The organism is Paenibacillus sp. IHBB 3054, from assembly GCF_051594305.1.
Taxonomy (GTDB): Bacteria; Bacillota; Bacilli; order Paenibacillales; family Paenibacillaceae; genus Paenibacillus_AQ.
This window is the reverse complement of record NZ_JBOFBG010000004.1, coordinates 102,890-123,164: the sequence shown is the minus strand read 5'-3', so window position 1 is coordinate 123,164 and position 20,275 is coordinate 102,890. Positions and strand designations below refer to the sequence as shown.

General features: G+C 49.0%; 18 protein-coding genes and 3 pseudogenes. 17 read left to right on the top strand and 4 right to left on the bottom strand.

Annotated features, from left to right (window positions below; all coding sequences use genetic code 11):
• Positions 1-40 precede the first annotated feature (40 nt).
• Complete coding sequence (gene fabV / locus ACQ76X_RS07335; protein WP_438492629.1) at positions 41-1,234, bottom strand: enoyl-ACP reductase FabV; 1,194 nt, start codon at positions 1,232-1,234, stop codon at positions 41-43.
• Between the two features lie 495 nt (positions 1,235-1,729).
• On the opposite strand from fabV, the gene ACQ76X_RS07330 reads away from it, so the two are divergent.
• Positions 1,730-2,110 (top strand): DUF488 domain-containing protein, encoded by a 381-nt coding sequence (locus ACQ76X_RS07330; protein ID WP_438492627.1) that lies wholly within the window; start codon positions 1,730-1,732, stop codon positions 2,108-2,110.
• Between the two features lie 87 nt (positions 2,111-2,197).
• Here ACQ76X_RS07330 and ACQ76X_RS07325 read toward each other — a convergent pair whose 3' ends face one another.
• Positions 2,198-2,737: a flavin reductase family protein gene (locus ACQ76X_RS07325; RefSeq protein WP_438492626.1), complete on the bottom strand. Its 540-nt coding sequence runs from the start codon at positions 2,735-2,737 to the stop codon at positions 2,198-2,200.
• A gap of 97 nt (positions 2,738-2,834) precedes the next feature.
• Positions 2,835-4,016, bottom strand: coding sequence for an NO-inducible flavohemoprotein (gene hmpA / locus ACQ76X_RS07320; protein ID WP_438492864.1), 1,182 nt, complete (start codon positions 4,014-4,016; stop codon positions 2,835-2,837).
• A gap of 151 nt (positions 4,017-4,167) precedes the next feature.
• On the opposite strand from hmpA, the pseudogene ACQ76X_RS07315 reads away from it, so the two are divergent.
• Positions 4,168-4,593 (top strand): annotated as a pseudogene (locus ACQ76X_RS07315) (RrF2 family transcriptional regulator); the annotation flags it as partial.
• Positions 4,594-4,609: 16 nt separating this feature from the next.
• On the opposite strand, the gene ACQ76X_RS07310 reads toward ACQ76X_RS07315, so the two are convergent.
• The gene (locus tag ACQ76X_RS07310) at positions 4,610-5,029 is read right to left on the bottom strand and encodes a hypothetical protein (protein WP_438492624.1); all 420 of its coding nucleotides are present in this window, start codon (positions 5,027-5,029) and stop codon (positions 4,610-4,612) included.
• Between the two features lie 317 nt (positions 5,030-5,346).
• Between ACQ76X_RS07310 and ACQ76X_RS07305 the strand changes: the two genes are divergently transcribed.
• The 15 genes and pseudogenes from ACQ76X_RS07305 to moaA all read left to right on the top strand — a co-directional run bounded on the left by ACQ76X_RS07305 (position 5,347) and on the right by moaA (position 20,261).
• Entirely contained in the window at positions 5,347-9,021 is a 3,675-nt protein-coding gene (locus ACQ76X_RS07305; protein WP_438492622.1) for a nitrate reductase subunit alpha, read from the top strand.
• The gene (gene narH / locus ACQ76X_RS07300) at positions 9,011-10,582 is read left to right on the top strand and encodes a nitrate reductase subunit beta (RefSeq protein ID WP_076111930.1); all 1,572 of its coding nucleotides are present in this window, start codon (positions 9,011-9,013) and stop codon (positions 10,580-10,582) included. Before ACQ76X_RS07305 ends, narH begins: the two co-directional genes overlap by 11 nt.
• On the top strand, positions 10,575-11,141 hold the full coding sequence (gene narJ, locus ACQ76X_RS07295; protein ID WP_438492619.1) for a nitrate reductase molybdenum cofactor assembly chaperone: 567 nt from the start codon (positions 10,575-10,577) through the stop codon (positions 11,139-11,141). Before narH ends, narJ begins: the two co-directional genes overlap by 8 nt.
• Entirely contained in the window at positions 11,138-11,824 is a 687-nt protein-coding gene (narI, locus tag ACQ76X_RS07290; protein WP_038591863.1) for a respiratory nitrate reductase subunit gamma, read from the top strand. Before narJ ends, narI begins: the two co-directional genes overlap by 4 nt.
• Positions 11,825-11,873: 49 nt before the next feature.
• A complete protein-coding gene (locus tag ACQ76X_RS07285; RefSeq protein WP_438492617.1) occupies positions 11,874-12,332 on the top strand; it encodes a GAF domain-containing protein in 459 nt (152 codons plus the stop codon).
• 11 nt (positions 12,333-12,343) lie between these two features.
• Complete coding sequence (locus ACQ76X_RS07280) at positions 12,344-13,396, top strand: sensor histidine kinase (protein ID WP_438492615.1); 1,053 nt, start codon at positions 12,344-12,346, stop codon at positions 13,394-13,396.
• 7 nt (positions 13,397-13,403) lie between these two features.
• Positions 13,404-14,051, top strand: coding sequence for a response regulator (locus tag ACQ76X_RS07275; RefSeq protein WP_038591872.1), 648 nt, complete (start codon positions 13,404-13,406; stop codon positions 14,049-14,051).
• A 24-nt stretch (positions 14,052-14,075) separates the two neighbouring features.
• The gene (locus tag ACQ76X_RS07270) at positions 14,076-14,603 is read left to right on the top strand and encodes a hemerythrin domain-containing protein (protein WP_438492613.1); all 528 of its coding nucleotides are present in this window, start codon (positions 14,076-14,078) and stop codon (positions 14,601-14,603) included.
• 273 nt (positions 14,604-14,876) lie between these two features.
• Positions 14,877-15,122 (top strand): annotated as a pseudogene (locus ACQ76X_RS07265) (hypothetical protein); the annotation flags it as partial.
• A 3-nt stretch (positions 15,123-15,125) separates the two neighbouring features.
• Positions 15,126-15,237 (top strand): annotated as a pseudogene (locus ACQ76X_RS07260) (transposase); the annotation flags it as partial.
• A 143-nt stretch (positions 15,238-15,380) separates the two neighbouring features.
• On the top strand, positions 15,381-15,713 hold the full coding sequence (locus ACQ76X_RS07255; RefSeq protein ID WP_438492611.1) for a hypothetical protein: 333 nt from the start codon (positions 15,381-15,383) through the stop codon (positions 15,711-15,713).
• Positions 15,668-15,829 (top strand): transposase, encoded by a 162-nt coding sequence (locus tag ACQ76X_RS07250; protein ID WP_438492863.1) that lies wholly within the window; start codon positions 15,668-15,670, stop codon positions 15,827-15,829. The genes ACQ76X_RS07255 and ACQ76X_RS07250 overlap by 46 nt, the downstream gene beginning before the upstream one ends.
• Positions 15,830-16,437: 608 nt before the next feature.
• Complete coding sequence (locus ACQ76X_RS07245; protein ID WP_438492609.1) at positions 16,438-17,928, top strand: MFS transporter; 1,491 nt, start codon at positions 16,438-16,440, stop codon at positions 17,926-17,928.
• A 47-nt stretch (positions 17,929-17,975) separates the two neighbouring features.
• Positions 17,976-19,220: a molybdopterin molybdotransferase MoeA gene (locus ACQ76X_RS07240; protein ID WP_438492608.1), complete on the top strand. Its 1,245-nt coding sequence runs from the start codon at positions 17,976-17,978 to the stop codon at positions 19,218-19,220.
• Positions 19,221-19,244: 24 nt separating this feature from the next.
• The gene (moaA, locus tag ACQ76X_RS07235; RefSeq protein ID WP_438492607.1) at positions 19,245-20,261 is read left to right on the top strand and encodes a GTP 3',8-cyclase MoaA; all 1,017 of its coding nucleotides are present in this window, start codon (positions 19,245-19,247) and stop codon (positions 20,259-20,261) included.
• Positions 20,262-20,275 lie beyond the last annotated feature (14 nt).

Genomic DNA, 20,275 nt, shown 5'->3' with positions numbered 1-20,275 from the left:
CCTGGCCGGTAACAGCACTTCTATGTGATGCATCTCAGACTTATTGATACAAGTTTGGTATAGCAACTTCCGGGTTTGTGTCCGCTTCGTAGTTGATGTCTGCGTTCTCAAAGCCAAACAACTGGAAGAACTCTCTGCGGTAGCCTTGCAGGTCGGTAAGTTCATTCATATGCTCTGTGGACAAAAGGTTCCAGATGCGGGTTACCTCAGCTTGAACGGCAGGCGACATTTCCCAGTCATCAATACGAATGCGTCCTTCCTCATCCAGTGGAACTTCTCCACGAGTATACAGACGATCTGCAAACAGGCGGTTCGTCTGTTCAATACAGCCTTCGTGCAGTTCCAATTCCTTCATGACTTTGTACAGGACTGAGATGTATAAAGGAACGACCGGCAAGGCGGAACTCGATTGGGTCACCAGCCCTTTACTAACCACGACGAATGCGCGACCGCCATGAACCTTCATCTGCCCGTTAAGCTCTCTGGCGGTGGCTTCCAGATGATCTTTAGCCCGGCCAATGGTTCCGGAGCGGTAGACCGCATCCGTAAGCTCCGGCCCGATATAGGAGTAGGCTATCGTTGTCGCATTGTCTGCCAGCACACCCGCTTCCCGGAGAGCATTAATCCACAGCAGCCAATCTTCACCGCCCATCACTTTGACTGTGCCGCGGATTTCCTCTTCTGTGGCAGGCTCAATAGATACGGTGCTTACTTCACCTGTATGGAAGTCCACCGTTTTATTAGTGTAGGTGCGCCCGATAGGCTTCAGCGCAGATTGATACACCTCACCGGTCTGCGGATCACTCCGTCGTCCTGTAGAAACACTGTAGACCACAAGATCGACCTGTCCCAGCTTCTGGCGAATCAGCTCAATAGTTCGCTCTTTGGTTTCTTGCGAGAAAGCGTCACCGGCGACACTGTATGACTGCAGGCCTGCTTCTTCGGCAAGCCGTTCAAACGCCGCTGAATTATACCAGCCAGCGGATGCTGTTCGTTTTCCATTTGGACTGCTCTGCCGATACACGCCCACTGTGCTTGCGCCCGCACCGAAAGCAGAAGTAATTCGGGAAGCAAGACCATATCCGGTTGAGGCTCCAATTACCAGAACATTACGGGGGCCCTGGATCTTCGGCCGTTTTGTTATCGCTTGTATTTGCTGCTGAACTTGGCTGGCGCATCCCTCTGGATGTGCAGTTGTGCATATGAAGCCGCGTGTTCTTGGTTTGATTATCATGGTATATGCTCCTCACTTTGTTCAGATGTACAGGGAAAGATAATACTACTATATCCTACTATGAAATTGCATCGGGTGAACAGGGAGGAGGAGAATGAGCGGATTCTACAGATGATGAGGATCTGAAGACTTAATTTCCTCCACATTGTCCACATGCTTCACCACTCCAGTTGAAGCTACTTCACCAGAGAGGCCGTTTTATACTTTTATTCATTATCTAGATTGATCTTGAGAAATCTGCAGACAACAGCGGCCGGAAGTCCAAACATTCTCTGTAGTCACAGCCAATCCCAAAATAGAAGAATTATAAGTTCAATTTGTATAGAGGATATTTTACAGAGTCCGCGAATTAGACATTATATCAAATCAGCCTGTAACAACCAGTAAGGAGCGGATTCAATTGATTCGAGAGACAGTATTAGATCATATACTAACTGACAAAACAAAGACTTAAGAAGCAACAGCTATGTGCATAAGAAAGGAGGCGCGTTAATCATGCTGCTGTATAAAAAACAAAATATTCATCTCAGGCTAAAGCGGATTTATGAAGAAGCTAAGCCAGAGGATGGGTACCGGATACTGGTAGACAGGCTGTGGCCCCGTGGCATTTCCAAACAAGAAGCCGCAATTGACGAATGGATGAAGGAGATTGCCCCCAGCCCGGAGCTGCGAAAATGGTTCGGCCATGAGCCAGGGCGGTTTGCGGGATTCACAAGCAGCTATATCAAGGAGCTGGAGGAAGACCCGGAGCGTGGCAGACTTGCTGCGAAGATTGATGAACTGGTGCTGGGACATGAGGTTACTTTGGTCTATGGAGCAAAAGATCCCGTTCACAATCATGCGAACGTCCTGCTTGAATGGCTTATTTCCCGATAAAAGAGTACAGGCCGCCCCCGGATCGACTAAGATCCGGGAGGCGGCCTATGTGTATTCATTTCTATTGTACATGAACAATGGAGCGGCCTACTGCAAATATCTGAAGCTCTTTTTCCGGCCGTCCCCGATATAGACAACATTATCAAATTCTGAGGATTGTAAACCTCCATCATCGTTCAGGTATTCCTGTGCAACGTATCTGCCCTTGATCTGAGCCAGTATATTGATAATGCCCTTGAACTGGTCTCGTTCGATTACATCTGTCAACGTGCATTCAATGGCGATAGGGCATTCCCGGATCATAGGAGCATTGACGGATTGCGATTTAACATGCGTTAAATTTAAGTTGTCAAATTTGCTCAGCTCATGGCCAGAATTCGCTCCGCAATAGCTGATTGCGTCCATCATAGAACGATCCGGCACATTAATTACAAAATCATGGACTTCTTTGATTTGATTGATGGCATATCCCTTACTGCTAAAACCAAGGACCACCATATCCTTCAGTGTGTACGAGGAAGAAATCGTGGTCACGTTTGGAAGTCCGTTGACATCGTAGAAGCTCACTAGAATGACCGGAAATCCGTAATACATTTTCTCATAATTGACAGCTACTTTATCCATCATGCAATCCTCCTGAATTCAAACTTACCACTAAGTGGCAGTTCCATTACAGAAAGCATATCGCAGAGGGGAAAGAGCCTGAGTGATCTCACTCACATGCCTAGTTGTTGTCCAATTGCAGGGCGGGGCCGAAAAATTCATAATGAATTTGTTCTTCTTTCATTCCGAGCGCATGCAGTTCACGAATCATCGCTTCCATAAAAGGTACCGGACCGCAAACATAGGCATCACCTGTAATGTCTACATATGTCTTTAGGACTTCGCCTGTAATTACTCCGTCCGGACCACCGGAATAGAAGGTTTTGGTCTTAACATTGCTCATAGCAGATGCATGTTTCTCGACATCTTTACGGAAAGCGGCCAATGCTTCATTCCGCGCAGAATGCAGGAATACAGTCGGCCGGTCCGGCGTTGCTGCCGCAACGGTTTCGAACATGCTTATCATCGGCGTGATGCCCACACCACCAGAGATAAAGGCCACAGGCGTTGTTTTGGTGGCATCCAGCAAAAACTCACCCGCCGGGGCGCTTACTTCGACGGTATCTCCTTCTGCAACCTGCTCATGAAGATAAAGCGAGACGACGCCATTCGGATCATTATCGGCTTCGCGTTTCACGGAAATGCGGAATTCATCCGCTTTTGGCGCTTGCGAAAGGCTGTACTGGCGGATCATGGTATACTTCTCGCCAGGTATTAAGACACGCACAGAGATATACTGTCCTGGCTTATAATCCGGTACATTGGAACCGTCTGCCGGTTTAAGATAGAACGATGTAATGTTGGTGCTTTCTTGTACTTTACGCACTACAGTGAACGGTTTGAAGAAATTCCAGCCATTTTCCTGTTCACGCGCTTCTTTATACATGCTGTCTTCAACGCCGATAAAAGCACCTGCGATGACGCCGTATGCTTCTTCCCATGCTTTGAGAATTTCATCGGTGGCGGCATCACCCAGCACTTCCTTGATGGCTTTCAGTAAAAATTCGCCGACAATCGGGTAATGCTCCGGTTTAATGCCAAGACTGACATGCTTGTGTGCAATCTGGACAACCGCAGGCAGAATATTCTCAAGGTTGTCAATGTGGACGGCTGCTGCGTATACCGCATTGGCGAGTGCAGCCTGCTGGCGGCCTTGCGCCTGGTTGGCATGGTTAAATACATTAAGAAGTTCTGGATGGGCTTCGAACAAATTCCGGTAAAACACTGATGTAATGGTTGTGCCATGTTCGGCCAATACGGGTGCTGTGGATTTGACAATATCCCGGGTTTCCTGTGATAAGATAACGATCAGCTCCTCTCAATTGTTACAAATTTAATATATACTCATTTTAAGTTAAAAGATATATTTAAAATACCACTTTAACAAAATGGACAATATATATGATATTATTTGTAATAAATATCACTTACTATACCTACAAATGGAGGGAAATATGAGACTTACTTTGTACACAGATTATTCTTTGCGAATCCTCCTCTATCTTGGATCAAAGCAGCGAAGTGAGCTTTCAACCATACAAGATATATCGAACGCTTATCATATCTCCAAAAATCATTTGATGAAGGTCTCACACGAATTAGGAAAGGCGGGATATATTGAAACTGTAAGAGGGCGGGGGGGAGGTATACGGCTTGCCCGGACACCTGAAGAGATAAACATTGGGGAGGTCGTACGCCGGATGGAAGACGACTTCTATCTTGTCGATTGCTTCAATCCTTCAGGCGGCAGCTGTCCGATCTCCCCGGTTTGTGGACTTAAAGGAGCGCTTGCCAGAGCACTTCAAGCCTATCTGCAGGTGCTAAATGAATATACGCTGCAGGATTTATTAATCAACAAAGATGACTTGCGTGCTATTCTTCAACAGCAGGAGAAGGTCACGCCTCCGCTAACAACAGCCGTTCCTCATCCCGGCTATGAATGGAGTTCACAACCAACAAGGCATGGAACCGATGAATCACCTCAGGAGTGAGTCCGTCTTCAGCAAGCATTGCTTTCACATCTTTTACTATGATTCGCAGCAGTTCATGATCACGTATCAGCTGCTTAACTGCGTCTTGCAAGTGAGGATTCTTGTCGGCTACTTCCTGATAGAATCCGTCTTCCTCCGCATCGGCGTGGCTAATGATTCGCGTCTCCCAGTACTCAATCAAATGATCGGCCGCTTGGCGCGCCACCTCGAATTCTTTTGCTTCCAGAAGCTCTTCCACTTCTTCAGTTTTAGCTATAGCACCGGACAGCCCGCCTTGATGAATGGCATGATGGGCGTGCAACTGGCGCAATGAAGGACCTGTCATGTGGCTCATCCTCTCGTTTTTTTTCAGTATAGCACACCAGAAAGCAGTGAAATTCCCGCTAAGGAATTCCCCGGATCACAAACAGGGAACTCCCTAATAGGAGCCAATATCCTTTATTATCTAGTACACCGCACAGCTTTTCTCTCAGCGAGGAAGGCTTTTTTTGCTTTTTATTCAGATCAAGGGAATTCCCGCGGCTCAATAGGCGATTCCCTAATGGGAAGTATCGCCAGGGGGATCCATAATGAGATTAATTGAATGAATGTATATTTTTACGCAACCCTGTCCTTCATTCTGCAAAGGAGTGTTCGTAATCGATGAAGAAAAAATATGGTCTCAACTTTTTCAAGCCAATTGAAAGCTATTCCGGGAACTGGTCCATTCTTGAGGAGAAAAACCGGGATTGGGAGAATATGTACCGCCAGCGCTGGTCTCATGATAAAGTAGTCCGCACCACTCACGGAGTCAATTGTACAGGTTCCTGCAGCTGGAAGGTATTTGTGAAGAACGGAATTATTACCTGGGAGAACCAGCAGATTGATTATCCTTCCTGCGGGCCGGATATGCCGGAATTCGAACCGCGTGGCTGTCCCCGTGGAGCTACATTTTCGTGGTACGAATACAGTCCTCTGCGCGTGAAGTATCCCTATGTTAGAGGGAAGCTGTGGCGTCTATGGCAGACGGCGCTGTCCGAGCATGACAATTACGTCGACGCATGGGCCAGCATTGTAGAAGATCCCGCAAAGGCTGAACTTTACAAGAAGGCCCGTGGCAAAGGCGGCCATATCCGAGTGGGATGGAACGATGTACTGCACCTCATTTCGGCACAACTGATTTATACCATTAGAAAATACGGTCCCGACCGGATTGCCGGCTTCACACCTATTCCGGCCATGTCGATGGTCAGCTACGCTTCGGGTGCGCGCTTCATCTCGCTCCTGGGCGGTCAAATGCTGAGCTTCTATGACTGGTACGCCGATCTTCCTCCGGCATCTCCGCAAATTTGGGGCGAACAGACGGATGTGCCGGAATCCTCCGACTGGTACAACGCTGGCTATTTAATGATGTGGGGTTCCAATGTGCCGCTTACCCGGACACCGGATGCACACTTCATGACGGAAGTGCGGTATAAGGGAACCAAGGTAGTATCGGTGGCGCCGGACCTAGCGGAAAACGTCAAATTTGCCGACAACTGGCTGGCTCCAAATCCCGGGACGGATGCCGCGCTCGCCCAGGCTATGACGCATGTAATTCTGAATGAGTTCTACAATGAGCGCCAGGAACCGATGTTCCTGAATTATGCCAAGCAATACACAGACATGCCTTTTCTGATTTTGCTGGACACACATGAAGATGCCTTGAAAGGCGGACGGTTCCTCCGGGCGAGCGACCTCGGTGAGACATCGCAGCATTCAGACTGGAAACCAGTCATCTTTGACGAGTCGGCCAGTGAGTTCATCGTTCCCAATGGGACCATGGGCCAGCGCTGGGAAGAAGGCAAGCAATGGAACCTGATTCTTGAACGTGAAGATGGAAGCAAAGTGGAGCCGGCGCTGAGTATTGAAGGTCATGGAGAACAGTGGGCAGAAATTGTATTCCCTTACTTCGATAATGCCGGTAACGGTACGTTCAGACGGATGATCCCGGTCAAAACAATACAGATGGCAGACGGTACAGAACGGGTTGTTGCCACTGTTTATGATTTGATGATGAGCCAGTACGGCATCGCTCGTACAGCCAGCCTGTTGAACGCCAAGGACTACAATGATGAATCCTCTCTTTACACGCCTGCCTGGCAGGAGAAAATCACGAGTGTGAAATCAAGTGTTGTCGTTCAAATCGCCCGTGAATTTGCCCAGAACGCGATTGATACGGGCGGACGTTCGATGATTATCATGGGGGCTGGGATCAATCACTGGTTCAACAGTGACACCATCTACCGTTCCATCTTGAATCTGGTGATGCTCACCGCTTCACAAGGTGTCAATGGCGGGGGCTGGGCGCATTATGTCGGTCAAGAGAAATGCCGTCCGATTGAAGGATGGTCAACTATTGCCTTTGCCAAAGACTGGCAGGGTGCGTCCCGTCAGCAAAATGCCACATCGTTTTTCTACTTTGCAACAGAGCAATGGCGTTATGAGGAGAGCGGCACGGATTCGCTGAAGTCGCCGACTGGCGGAGAGGTAGCCTATCAGCATCCGGCTGACTATAACGTGCTGGCTGCACGTCTCGGCTGGCTGCCATCCTTTCCGCAGTTCAATAAGAACAGCCTACTGTTCGCGGAAGAAGCTGCGCAGCAAGGCAAGAAGTCCAATGCCGAAATCATTAGCCACACTCTGGAAGAGATCAAATCGCGTAAAACGCGTTTTGCGGTGGAGGATCCGGGCGCTCCCGAGAACTTCCCGCGTTCACTGTTTATCTGGCGCTCGAACCTGATCTCAAGCTCTGCGAAGGGGCAGGAGTATTTCATGAAGCATTTGCTGGGAGCTTCCGACGGGCTGCTCGCCGAGCCGAATGAAGAGCAGAAGCCGGAGGAAATCATCTGGCGGGAAGATGTGGAAGGCAAGCTGGATCTGATGGTTGCCCTGGATTTCCGGATGACCACAACGCCGCTGTATGCGGACATTGTTTTGCCTGCGGCCACCTGGTATGAGAAAACAGATCTGTCATCAACAGACATGCATCCCTTTGTTCACCCGTTCAATCCGGCTGTGAACCCGCTCTGGGAATCGCGTTCGGACTGGGATATTTACCGCCAGCTTGCGGAGGTTTTCTCCGAAATGGCGAAATCACATCTGCCTGGCGTCTACAAAGACCTTGTCTCAACACCTCTCGGCCATGACTCGGTAAGCGAGATTTCACAGCCTATGGGTCTTGTCAAAGACTGGGCCAAAGGCGAGATTGAAGCGATCCCGGGTAAAACAATGCCAAACCTAAGCATTGTTGAACGGGACTATACCCAAATACATGATAAATACATCTCGCTCGGACCCAACCTTGCAACCGGCAAAGCAGGGGCACATGGCATCAGCTTCTCTGTCGCCGAAGAATACGAGGAATTGAAGCAGATAAGCGGGGTTCATTTCGACGATTCAATCAAAAACGGACTGCCAAAACTTCAAACTGCCCGCCAGGCGGCAGATACGATCCTTCATCTGTCATCGGCTACCAATGGCCGTGTATCCCAGAAGGCTTACGCGCAAGCGGAGAAAGATTCGGGCGTTGAGCTCAGAGATATCTCGGCTGACCGGGCAGCAGAGAAGATTACGTTCCAGAGCATCACCGCTCAGCCGAGGGAAGTCATTCCCACACCGGTATTCAGCGGCTCGAACAAGCAGGGCCGCCGTTATTCGCCGTTCACAACTAATATCGAACGTCTTGTTCCTTTCCGTACCTTGACCGGAAGACAGCATTTCTATATTGACCATGAGATTTTCCTGCAGTTTGGAGAATCGCTGCCAGTCTATAAGCCCACCTTGCCGCCGATGGTCTTCGGACCGCGTGACAAGGCAGTGAAAGGCGGACAGGATTCGCTTGTTCTACGGTATTTGACACCGCATGGCAAGTGGAATATCCACTCTACCTACCAGGATAACCAGCACATGCTGACCTTGTTCCGCGGGGGTCCAACCGTATGGATCAATAATGAGGATGCCGAAGCGCATCAGATTTCCGATAATGACTGGCTGGAAGTATACAACCGCAACGGTGTCGTAACCGCACGCGCAGTCGTCAGCCACCGGATGCCGAGAGGTACCATGTTTATGTACCATGCCCAGGACAAGCATATTCAAGTACCAGGCTCTGAGATCACGGATACTCGCGGCGGAAGCCATAATGCTCCTACACGAATTCATTTGAAGCCTACTCAGATGGTGGGCGGATACGCACAGCTTAGCTACGGTTTCAACTACTATGGTCCAATCGGCAACCAGCGGGATGTCTACGTAGCCGTACGCAAAATGAAGGAGGTTAACTGGCTTGAAAATTAAAGCGCAAGTAGCAATGGTAATGAATCTGGATAAATGCATTGGCTGCCACACATGCAGTGTCACCTGCAAGACAACCTGGACTAACCGTAAAGGCGCGGAATATATGTGGTTCAACAACGTTGAAACGAAGCCGGGGATCGGCTATCCGAAACGTTGGGAAGACCAGGAGCTCTATAAAGGCGGCTGGAAGCTGCGTAAAGGAAAGCTGGAGCTGAAGTCAGGCAACAAGCTGTCCAAGATCGCGCTCGGCAAAATCTTCTACAATCCAGACATGCCGGAAATGAAGGATTACTATGAGCCGTGGACTTACAATTACGAACATTTGACGAATGCAGGTGAGCAAAAACATTCCCCGGTCGCACGGGCACATTCGGCGGTAACAGGTGAGAAGATGGATCTGGAATGGGGGCCGAACTGGGAAGATGATCTCGCGGGAGCGCATGTAACCGGACCGCTGGATCCGAACATCCAGAAAATTGAGGAAGAGATCAAATTCAACTTCGAAAAATCCTTTATGATCTATCTGCCCCGCCTTTGTGAACACTGCCTTAATCCGAGTTGTGTCGCGTCCTGTCCTTCCGGTGCGATGTACAAACGGGATGAAGACGGAATTGTACTCGTCGACCAGGAAGCCTGCCGCGGCTGGAGATATTGCATGACGGGCTGCCCGTATAAGAAGGTGTACTTCAACTGGCAGACTAATAAGGCGGAGAAATGTACCTTCTGCTTCCCGCGTGTGGAAGCGGGCTTGCCGACGGTCTGCTCCGAGACTTGTACCGGCCGGATTCGTTATTTGGGCGTTCTGCTGTATGACGCCGACAAAGTCCTTGATGCCGCTTCGACGCCGGACGAGAAGGACCTGTACAAAGCACAATGTGATCTGTTTATGAATCCGCATGATCCGGAAGTGATCGCTCAGGCAAGAAAAGACGGCATTTCGGAAGACTGGCTGGAGGCAGCCCAGAACTCCCCGGTCTACAAGCTTGCCATCGAGCATAAGCTGGCATTCCCGCTTCATCCGGAATACCGGACGCTGCCAATGGTTTGGTATGTGCCGCCGCTTAGTCCGATCATGAATTATTTTGAAGGAAAAGATTCGCTTAAGAATCCGGATCAGATCTTCCCGGCTATCGAAGAAATGCGCACTCCGATCCAGTATTTGGCCAACATGCTGACTGCAGGTGACACACAGACGGTCAAAGAAGCCTTGCAGCGGATGGCAATGATGCGCTCATATATGCGCGCCAAATCCACAGGTCAGGAATTCGACCTAAGCCGTCTGGAACGTGTAGGCATGACTGCGCATCAGACGGAACAAATGTACCGGCTGCTCGCCATCGCCAAATATGAGGACCGCTTTGTAATTCCGACTTCCCATAGAGAACAGCATATGAACCCTTATCGTGCCCAAGGTTCGACCGGCTATGGCAATAGCATGGGAGATATGGGCTCCGGCTCCGGCTGTGACGGCTGCGGCCCGGCCAGTGCTGCAGGAACCACGATGAAGAACGGCAAGGAAATGTATGAAGAGAACTTCTACGGAGGGATTTGGCGTGATTGATCTGATCAAATTGTACGATTTCAAGCAATCCTTTGGATATTTCGCCCTGCAGCTTATGTACCCGGAGAAGCTGGATTTTCATCCGGCTTTTCTGGAAGAGGCGTTCAGCAGCGACCACCCGGGTTACGCCCATGTGCACACCTACTGGTCACTGATGCAAAACTTCAGCCTGGAAGAGATTCAGGAGAGTTATGCGGCCACTTTTGATTTCCAGAAAGACTGCGCCCTGTACATGACCTATTTTAAATTTGAAGATGCCAAAGAACGCGGACAGATGCTGGCCAAACTGAAGCTATTATACGAAATGTTCGGGCTTCAAATGCCGGAAGGTGAGCTGCCCGATTATCTTCCGCTGATGTGTGAGTTTCTGTATGCTGCAGAATGGCTTGAGGATCCTTCAGCGCCTGATAATTTCGGGATGCTGATTGCGATTCTTGAGGATGGCACCTATCATCTGCTCAAGGCGCTTGATAAGAATAAAAGTCCCTATTTCCACCTGGTGAAGGGATTGCGGGAAACATTCAAAGCTTGTGCCCGACAGGAGGCCCCCAGTCAATGAATATGTTTGCTCAGTTTCTATGGGTTATTTTCCCTTATATTTGTATGGTGGTCTTTATCGGCGGACATATTTTCCGCTACCGCAAGGATCAGTTTAACTGGACGGCGAAATCCAGTGAATTCATTGAAAAGAAACAGCTGAAATATGGAAGTATCTTATTCCATCTTGGGATTATTCCGGTCATTTTTGGCCATGTCGGGGGTCTCGCCATACCGAAGTCATGGATGGAGGCAATCGGTGTCAATGAACATCTTTACCACATAGGCGCGGTGTATATTGGCGGATTTTTCGGAGTAGCCACGTTGCTGGGGATGATCATTCTGACCTCCCGGCGCTTTACGATCAAGAATGTCCGCCGGCTCAGCAGCGCCTCCGATTTGATTGTCAATTCACTGCTGCTCTTTATCGTCTTTATGGGAATGTACTCCACAATCGTAACCAATGCCGTACAGCCCGAGTTTGATTACCGTGAGACGATTTCCGTCTGGTTCCGGGGCCTCTTCATGTTTAGGCCGGATCCGTCACTTATGGAAAGTGTGCCGTTTTCCTTCAAGCTGCACATCCTGTCCGGCTTTGCCATCTTTGCCTTTTGGCCGTTCACCCGCTTAGTCCATGTATGGAGTGTTCCATTGAATTATGTAGGCAGAAGTTATATTCTATACAGAAGAAATAAATCGAATTAAAGGAAAGCAAGCGAAATCTTCTTTCCCTGTTCAATTAGGAGAGAAAACGATGACAAATACGGTGGATTACCAAAAGGAGCTAGATCAGATCCGCAAGGTTTTAGGTTATGATTTCATGTCAATGGCCCTTGCTGAACCGGCAGAATATGACTATGTGATCCGATGGAAATACGCCTCCGGTAATACGAATGACCGTTTCAAACGGATTGTGCTGCAATCGGGAAGAGGAATTGCGGGAATCGTGTTCAAGACCGGAAAACCGTTTTTACTCTCTTCTGTACAGAAACATGTGCAGCCTGATACATTGTTTAACTATCCCATTACCAAGATGGAGAATTTGAACAGCATTGGCGCTGTACCCATATGGAACGATGCCCGCGTCGCAGGTGTACTGCTTGGAGGATTCAGGGGAGAAGAGCAGGTAACCGATGAAATGCTGCACGCCTTGGAGACAGTTGTGCGTAAAGGTATTGGAGACTTGAACGGGAAGGAATTGTTGCTGAGTTGAGGGTGCCCGGAATGGATCTGCCGAATCTGTTAATGACGAAGTTGTTTGAGAACAGCATGGAGGCCATGTTCTTTTTTGACCGGGAAGGGAAAGCCCTGGCAATGAATCCGGCTGCCGAGAATATCGTAGACAAGGATATCCTGAAGCAGCTTTATCAGGGAAATCCCCAAGCCCTTTGTGGAACATGCCGGGGGTATACCAGTGAAACAGAACTGCGCACCTGCCTTAACTGTTATTTCAATACACCGGACTCCGAGGATTTCACATCCTATCAAGTTTACCTGGAAACCAAAGACAAAGGGATTGTTCCTTATGCCGCTACGTTTCATACCATTGATTACGAGCAAGGTATCCGTGTATTTATGCTGAGGGATTTAACCAGACAGTTCAAAACGCAAGAGAAGTTTTATCAGAACAAAATGATGAAGCATGTGATAGAAGCGCAGGAGAATGAACGCAAACGGATATCCCGCGAGCTGCATGACAGTGTTGCCCAGGAGTTGATGAGCGCCGTCATTGATCTTCGCGTGCTCAAGTATATGACATCTGACGAGCAGCTGCTGAGGAAAGTCAAGCAGACTGAGGTATCAATGACCCGGCTGCTGAATGATATCCGCAACCTCTCAGTAGAGCTTAGACCTGCGGCACTCGATGATTTCGGATTGGAAGCTGCATTCCGGTCCCACTTCAAACGGATGGAACAAAGCTATGGCCTTGTAATAGAATATAAATCTCAGCTTTCAGAGAAGCGCTATGAAAGTGAAATCGAGACCGTCATGTACCGGGTTTGCCAGGAAGCCGTTTTGAACGCGCTAAAGTATGCCCAAGTAGACACGGTCAAAGTTTCTCTTACAGAGAAAGACGGTGTCCTGCGGCTCCTGGTCGAAGATGAAGGGACCGGCTTCAAATTGGGGGACGAACCTAGCGGAACCGGACTTGGCCTCTTTGGCATGCAGGAACGGGCGGAATTGGTAGGCGGTACTTTCAATGTAGATTCAGGTATTGGCAGAGGTACAAGAATCCTTTTACAGGTTCCTGTAGGATTTGCTCAAGGGAAGGAATGAGATTCTGATGAAGATCGTCATTGCAGACGACCATGCGATAGTACGCAGCGGATTCTCCATGATCCTGAATTTTCAGGATGATATTGAAGTGATCGGAGCGGCGGCAGACGGAAGAGAAGCTTATGCCATGGTAGCCAAATTCCGGCCGGATATTCTAATCATGGATCTGAGCATGCCGCCGGGAGAAAGCGGACTGATTGCGACAGGCAAGATTAAAGAGGATTACCCGGATACCAAAATCCTGATTCTGACGATGCATGATGATGAGGAATACTTATTCCATGTACTCAAGAACGGAGCTTCCGGATATGTCCTCAAAAGCGCGCCGGATGAGGAGTTATTGCTGGCCATTCGGACCATTTATGAAGGCGGCACCTACATCCATCCCAAGATGGCGACTTCTCTAGTCCGTGAGTTCATCAAAAAGGATAAGACCGTCAGCACAGAAGACCTGTTCGAACTGTTATCGAAACGGGAACTGGAGATTCTACCGCTCATCGCCAAGGGATACGGCAACAAGGAAATTGCTGAGAAGCTGTTCATCTCCGTCAAAACAGTTGAAGCTCACAAAGCTAAAATCATGGAGAAATTAAATCTTAAAAGCCGGCCTGAGCTGGTTGAATATGCATTAAGGAAAAAAATGCTGGATTTCTAACCGGTGAATGGAGGTTATGCTTGCGTGCCGGATTTTGCAGAATTGCAGTTTACTACACCCGCCATGCGCATTCTTGAGAACGAACACCGTTATCTTTCTTTTCTTATGGAAGAATGGCATACCATCGTGCTTTGGTTTGAACAGGAAACGATAAGTGTGGAAGAAGGCAGGACACGGCTTCAAGAGCTGCGTAAAGGGGTCCTCGATTTTACTGGTCCGCTGAAGAAGCATACGGCGAAGGAAGAAATACACTTCTTCCCGCTGCTGGGCACTTATATCGGTTTTGAACAAGGGCCGCTTGTCGGTATCCAGGAGGAACACAGCGAAATAGACGGATACATCGGCCATTTCCTGCATCACACGAGTGGCGGGATAGAATTACTGTCACTTGAAGAACTCCGTGAAGCTGTGAAATACGCCGGTGAAGCTTTTGAAGTATTGACTGTGCACTTTGTAAAAGAAGAAGCTGTCATATTCCCGATGGCCGAAAATCAGATGAATGCCTTGGACAAAGAGCGGTTATGCCAGAAACTAAATACGCTCATCACCTGAAAACACGCTAGAGGGTGTCCCAAAAGCCATGAATGGCTGGGACACCCCAGTTTTTTGAGCAGGATCGACATGAGCACTTGGTGTGGACGCTCCGCGAACGGACCGTTGTTCCAATCGCTGTTGTCCCCAGATTTTTTTGATTCTCCTTAGCGGTGAAAATCCGGGGACAAAGGCGACCGCTTTTCCACAATCAGTCCGTCCTCTCCGCTGTTTAAGCGGGAGTTGTTTCTACAATCTTCTAAAAAAAAACAAAGAAATCGCCCTTTTGGTAAAATGGAAGTACCACCAACCATCCCGAAAGAAGCGATTTCTTTGTACATTCAATATACCATGGACCAACTTTGCTTGCCAAAGGATTTAGAAGAAGACATCCCACAAAATCATCTCGTTCGTGTCGTTAACGCAGCCGTAAATCGGCTGGACGACGCTATCTTTGACGCTGTCTATCCTGGCGGCTGCCGTGATAGTTACCACCCCAAAATGCTCACCAAAGTCATTATTTACGCCTACACCCAGCGCATCTATTCCTCTCGGAAAATTGCCAAAGCCGTCCGAGAGAACCTTCCCTTCATGTAACTAGCCGGACGGCAGCAACCGGATTTCTGCACGATCAACCATTTCCGTTCCCAGCGAATGAGGGACGTCCTCGAAACCGTATTTACCACAGTCCTTCAATTTCTCGCAGACGAAAAATACGTCTCTCTGGAGCATTACTTTGTAGACGGCACCAAGATTGAGGCCAATGCCTATCGCTACACGTTCGTTTAGGGGAAAGCCGTGAGTAAACACAAGGCTAAATTGCAGGAGAACGTCCATGCTCTGTTTGCTGACATTGAAGCGGCAGAGCACCAAGAAGAACGGGAGTGCCAGGGAAAGGACCTCGCCGAACTCGGCGAATCTTGCGAGATGAGCAGTGAGAAATTGGAACACCTGACCCAGACTGCTGAGAACGAACAGTACCAAACGCTGCTTGGTGACAGAAACAGCTTCAGCAAGACTGACCCGGATGCGACCTTCATACGGATGAAGGAAGACCACATGCGAAAAGTCAACAGGCTCGGGACATCCTGCGAAGTGAGGAAGGCTACGCCCTTTCCGTACGACGAATGACGGAACCGGAAAGTGTATTTGGACAACTGAAAAATAACCGGGGCTTTAGGCGATTTCTGCTTCGCGGCATGGGAAAAGTGACGCCCCCAGGTCAGTGGGCTTTCACTTGCTCATAATCTACTGAAGCAGGCTGCAAATGACCAAAACCGCAGAGCAGCGATCCTCCATTAATAGGAGAATCGCTGCTCTGTTGAATTTTACGGTTTTGAGAATGAATGTGGTCTGTCTCCGCTCGTAGAAAACTACTTTTGGGACAGCCCCTTTTTTATGCTTTGTAGCTATATAGATTGAACTTGAAACTTGAGGAAAGGGAGCGGAGCGACGGAGGGGGATTTTGGAACTGTAGGAGCGATAGCGACCGCCTGAAAGCTTTCCGTAGGAAAGCTCGCTTCGGAAGCCTAACCAGTCTTCGGATTTCAACCGCAAACAGCGGTCATAATCAAGAAATTCTTACGACAACAGCGGCCGGAAGTCCAAATATTCTCCGCAGTTGCGACTGAACCTTTACTCTAAACTTTTCAGTTCAAGTTATATAGAACTTAAGAAGGTGGTTCCATTGTCTGCATACAACCGCGAAGCAGTTCCAGCCTATTTTCAGGGTTTACCCTGTCAGGGAAAGGGTTCTCCCCTATATCTGAACAGGGGGATCGGCGGATACAATGAAATCAGGAAATACGTATCTAGATAAACAATCAGGAGAATAAATGGCGAAAAGGTGAGTTGAATGATTAAAAAAATGCAGTTGCCGCTACAAACATTAAACTTGATTCTCGGATTCATGGTATGGGTTATCATTTCCTCCCTGATGCCTTTTATTTCCGAAGACATCAGCATTCCACCCGGAAAATTGGCGATGGTCACCGCGATTCCGGTTGTCCTGGGTTCGATTCTAAGAATTCCGCTTGGCTATTATGCTAATATTTTTGGAGCGCGGATCATCTTTATGACCAGCTTTATTCTGCTCTTGTTTCCGGTCTACTTTATTAGTGAAGCTTCTACGATGACTCATTTAATTATTGGAGGACTTTTTCTTGGAGTCGGCGGAGCTGTATTCTCAGTAGGGGTTACTTCACTGCCTAAGTATTTCCCTAAAGAAAAACATGGTTTGGTAAACGGGGTTTACGGAATAGGCAATATCGGAACTGCCGTCACAACCTTCTCGGCCCCGTTCGTAGCCGCACAAATCGGCTGGTCACCGACTGTGAAGATGTACTTGATTCTTTTACTTATCTTTATTGCATTGAATTTCTTTTTCGGGGACCGGCACGAACCCAAGATGAAAACACCGATCATCGAGCAAATCAAAGGTGTTGCCAAAAATGAGAAGCTCTGGCTGTTCTCGCTGTTCTACTTTATTACCTTCGGGTCTTTTGTAGCGTTTACGATTTATTTGCCGAACTTCCTGGTCTCCAATTTTGGACTGGAAAAGGTGGACGCAGGCATGCGCACAGCCGGCTTCATAGCGGTTGCTACCTTTTTCCGGCCGGTAGGTGGCTGGCTCGGGGATAAATTCCAGCCTTTGTTCCTGCTGATTGGCACATTCAGTATCTATACGGTTGCAGCGATCATTCTTGCATTTATGCCTTCCATGGGTCTGTATACAGCGGGCTGCCTTGCCATTGCGGTAAGTGCGGGAATCGGAAACGGTGTTATTTTCAAATTGATGCCTTTGTACTTCAATAAGCAGGCAGGGATTGCCAACGGGATTGTGTCAATGATGGGTGGTCTTGGCGGCTTTTTCCCGCCGATTATGCTGTCGTTGATTTATTCGGTCACAGGTCAATATTCCATTGGATTCATGCTGCTCTCGCAGGTGGCCCTAGCCAGTCTGGTGCTGGTGGTATGGCTGTATTATCAGGATCGGCTTGCGCTTACCTCTGAAGTGTTCAACTCGACCGGACAGGGGATTCTGGTAACCGATGTATCAGGACTTATTAAAACCGTGAATCCGGCATTTACGAAGCTCACGGGCTTCACCGAAGAAGAGGTACTCGGCAAACAGCCCAGCATCCTGAAGTCAGGCCGCCAATCCAAGGATTTCTACAGCGGCATGTGGAGTGAAATCAGGGCGAAGGGGATGTGGCAGGGCGAAATTTGGAATCGACGTAAAAATGGTGAGGAATATTTGCAGTGGCTAAATATCAGCGCTGTCAAAGACGAGACAGGCGAAGATGTCCGCTATGTGGGCACGTTTAGCGATATCACACAGAAGTAACCGGATAAACCGGGTTCAGCCCAGCATGAAGTTAGGAGCAGATGAAGTTGAAAAACAGTAGAAATCCGATTTCGGTTGCAGAAGCCGTGTTCCGGGTAGTCGAAAGAGCACGCCGCACAGGCACAGAAACTGTGCCGCTAGCCGAAAGTTATGGGCGAATAATGGTGGAACCGCTGGCGGCCACCCATGATGTTCCGCATTTCGACCGCTCTCCCTACGATGGTTTTGCGATTCGTTCAGCGGATTCGGTTGGTGCATCCCGTGAACATCGGATTAAATTTACAGTAGTGGATCATATCGGTGCAGGAGACGTGTCCAAAGTAACGATAGGCGATTTCGAAGCCGTCCGTATTATGACTGGAGCGGCACTCCCGTCTGGTGCGGATGCCGTTGTGATGTTTGAACAAGCGATTGTGACGGAGCACTCTTTTACAATCCGAAAAGTTTTTGCCCCTCCGGAGAATCTGTCACTACAGGGTGAAGATATGAGAACAGGAGAGACGGTTGTTCCAGCCGGCAGCTTCATACACCCCGGAACCGTAGCGCTGCTAGCCACATTCGGTTATGGGCAAGTTCAGGTAGCAAGGCGGCCAGTGGTAGGCATACTGTCAACGGGAACAGAACTGCTGGACGTTCATTCCCCGCTGGAACCCGGCAAAATCCGCAACAGCAACGGACCGATGATTGCGGCGCAGCTCGCACGGATGGGCATCCCCTACAAAATGTACGATACGGCAGCGGATCAACTGGAAGAATGTTTGCTGACGGTGCGGGAAGCCTTAGTGGAAACGGACTGTCTGATCACAACGGGGGGCGTATCGGTCGGTGACTATGATTACCTTCCGGAAATTTATGAGCAGATTGGTGCGGATGTGCTCTTCAATAAGGTAGCGATGCGTCCCGGCAGTGTGACAACGGTGGCGGTTTCGGAGGGAGCTTTCTTGTTCGGACTGTCAGGTAATCCGTCTGCGTGCTTCACGGGCTTCGAGCTGTTTGTAAGGCCGGCACTGTTAAAAATGATGGGTGCAGACAAGACCTACCTGCCGCGGACAACCGCGATATTGGCAGAGGATTACCCGATGGCCAATCCGTTTACCCGGTTTATCCGCGCGGTTCATGACCGGACATCGGTGCGTCCTGCCGGATTTAATAAATCGAATGCAGTTTCTTCGATTGCACGCGGAAACTCGCTGATTGTGCTGCCGGGCGGGACAAGAGGTTACGCTGCAGGTGATCCTGTGGATGTATTGTTATTAGGCGTAGAAGAAGGAACAGATGAATGGGTTCTGTAAGCTAATCGAAAGGGACGATGCCAGATGAATGTACATCCACCACAAGATCAACTGCGGCGGCCCATCCACGATTTGCGAATATCTGTAACCGACCGGTGCAATTTCCGGTGTTCCTACTGCATGCCAAAAGAAGTGTACGGTGAAGATTATGCCTTCCTTCCGACAAGTGAACTGCTGACAATTGAAGAAATTCACCGCTTGACGAGGTTGTTTATTTCGCTTGGAGTAAGCAAAATCAGGCTGACCGGCGGTGAACCGCTGATGCGGCGGGGCCTTCCCGAGCTTGTTGCCAAGATTGGCTCTTTGGACGGTGTAGAAGATATCGGATTGACGACCAATGGGGTACTGCTAGGACAACAGGCGGAGCCTATATACGAGGCGGGACTGCGCAGACTGAATGTTAGCCTGGATGCACTGAGTCCTGAGCTTTTTGGGAGAATGAACGGTCGTGGCATCAAACCTGGTTTTATTTTAAAACAGATTGATCATGCGATAGAAACAGGTTTTGAGGTCAAAGTGAACATGGTGGTGCAAAGAGGTCTGAACGAATCGGAGATTCTGCCGATGGCCCGCTATTTCAATGAAAGAAATATAACGTTGCGGTTCATCGAATTCATGGATGTCGGCAACGACAATGGCTGGAGCTTTGAAAAAGTCGTAACGAAAAAAGAAATCATGGAGCGCCTCCAAAGTACATTCGAGCTGGAAGCACTTGACAACAATTATTTCGGTGAAGTTGCCCAACGCTACCGCTATAAGGGCAGCAAGGCAGAGGTTGGTTTTATTACTTCGGTATCCGAGTCGTTTTGTTCTTCCTGCACGCGCGCCCGGCTGTCCTCAGACGGCAAATTCTACACCTGCCTGTTCGCATCAAGCGGTTTTGATCTCAGGAAGATGATTCGCAGCGGGGCGGATGATCAAAGCTTGCTCGAAGCTATTAGGAACGTCTGGGAGCAGCGTACAGACCGCTATTCTGATGACCGGACGGAACAAACCGTAAGGAATAGAACAAAGATAGGGATGTCCTATATTGGAGGTTAACGACTGATAGTACG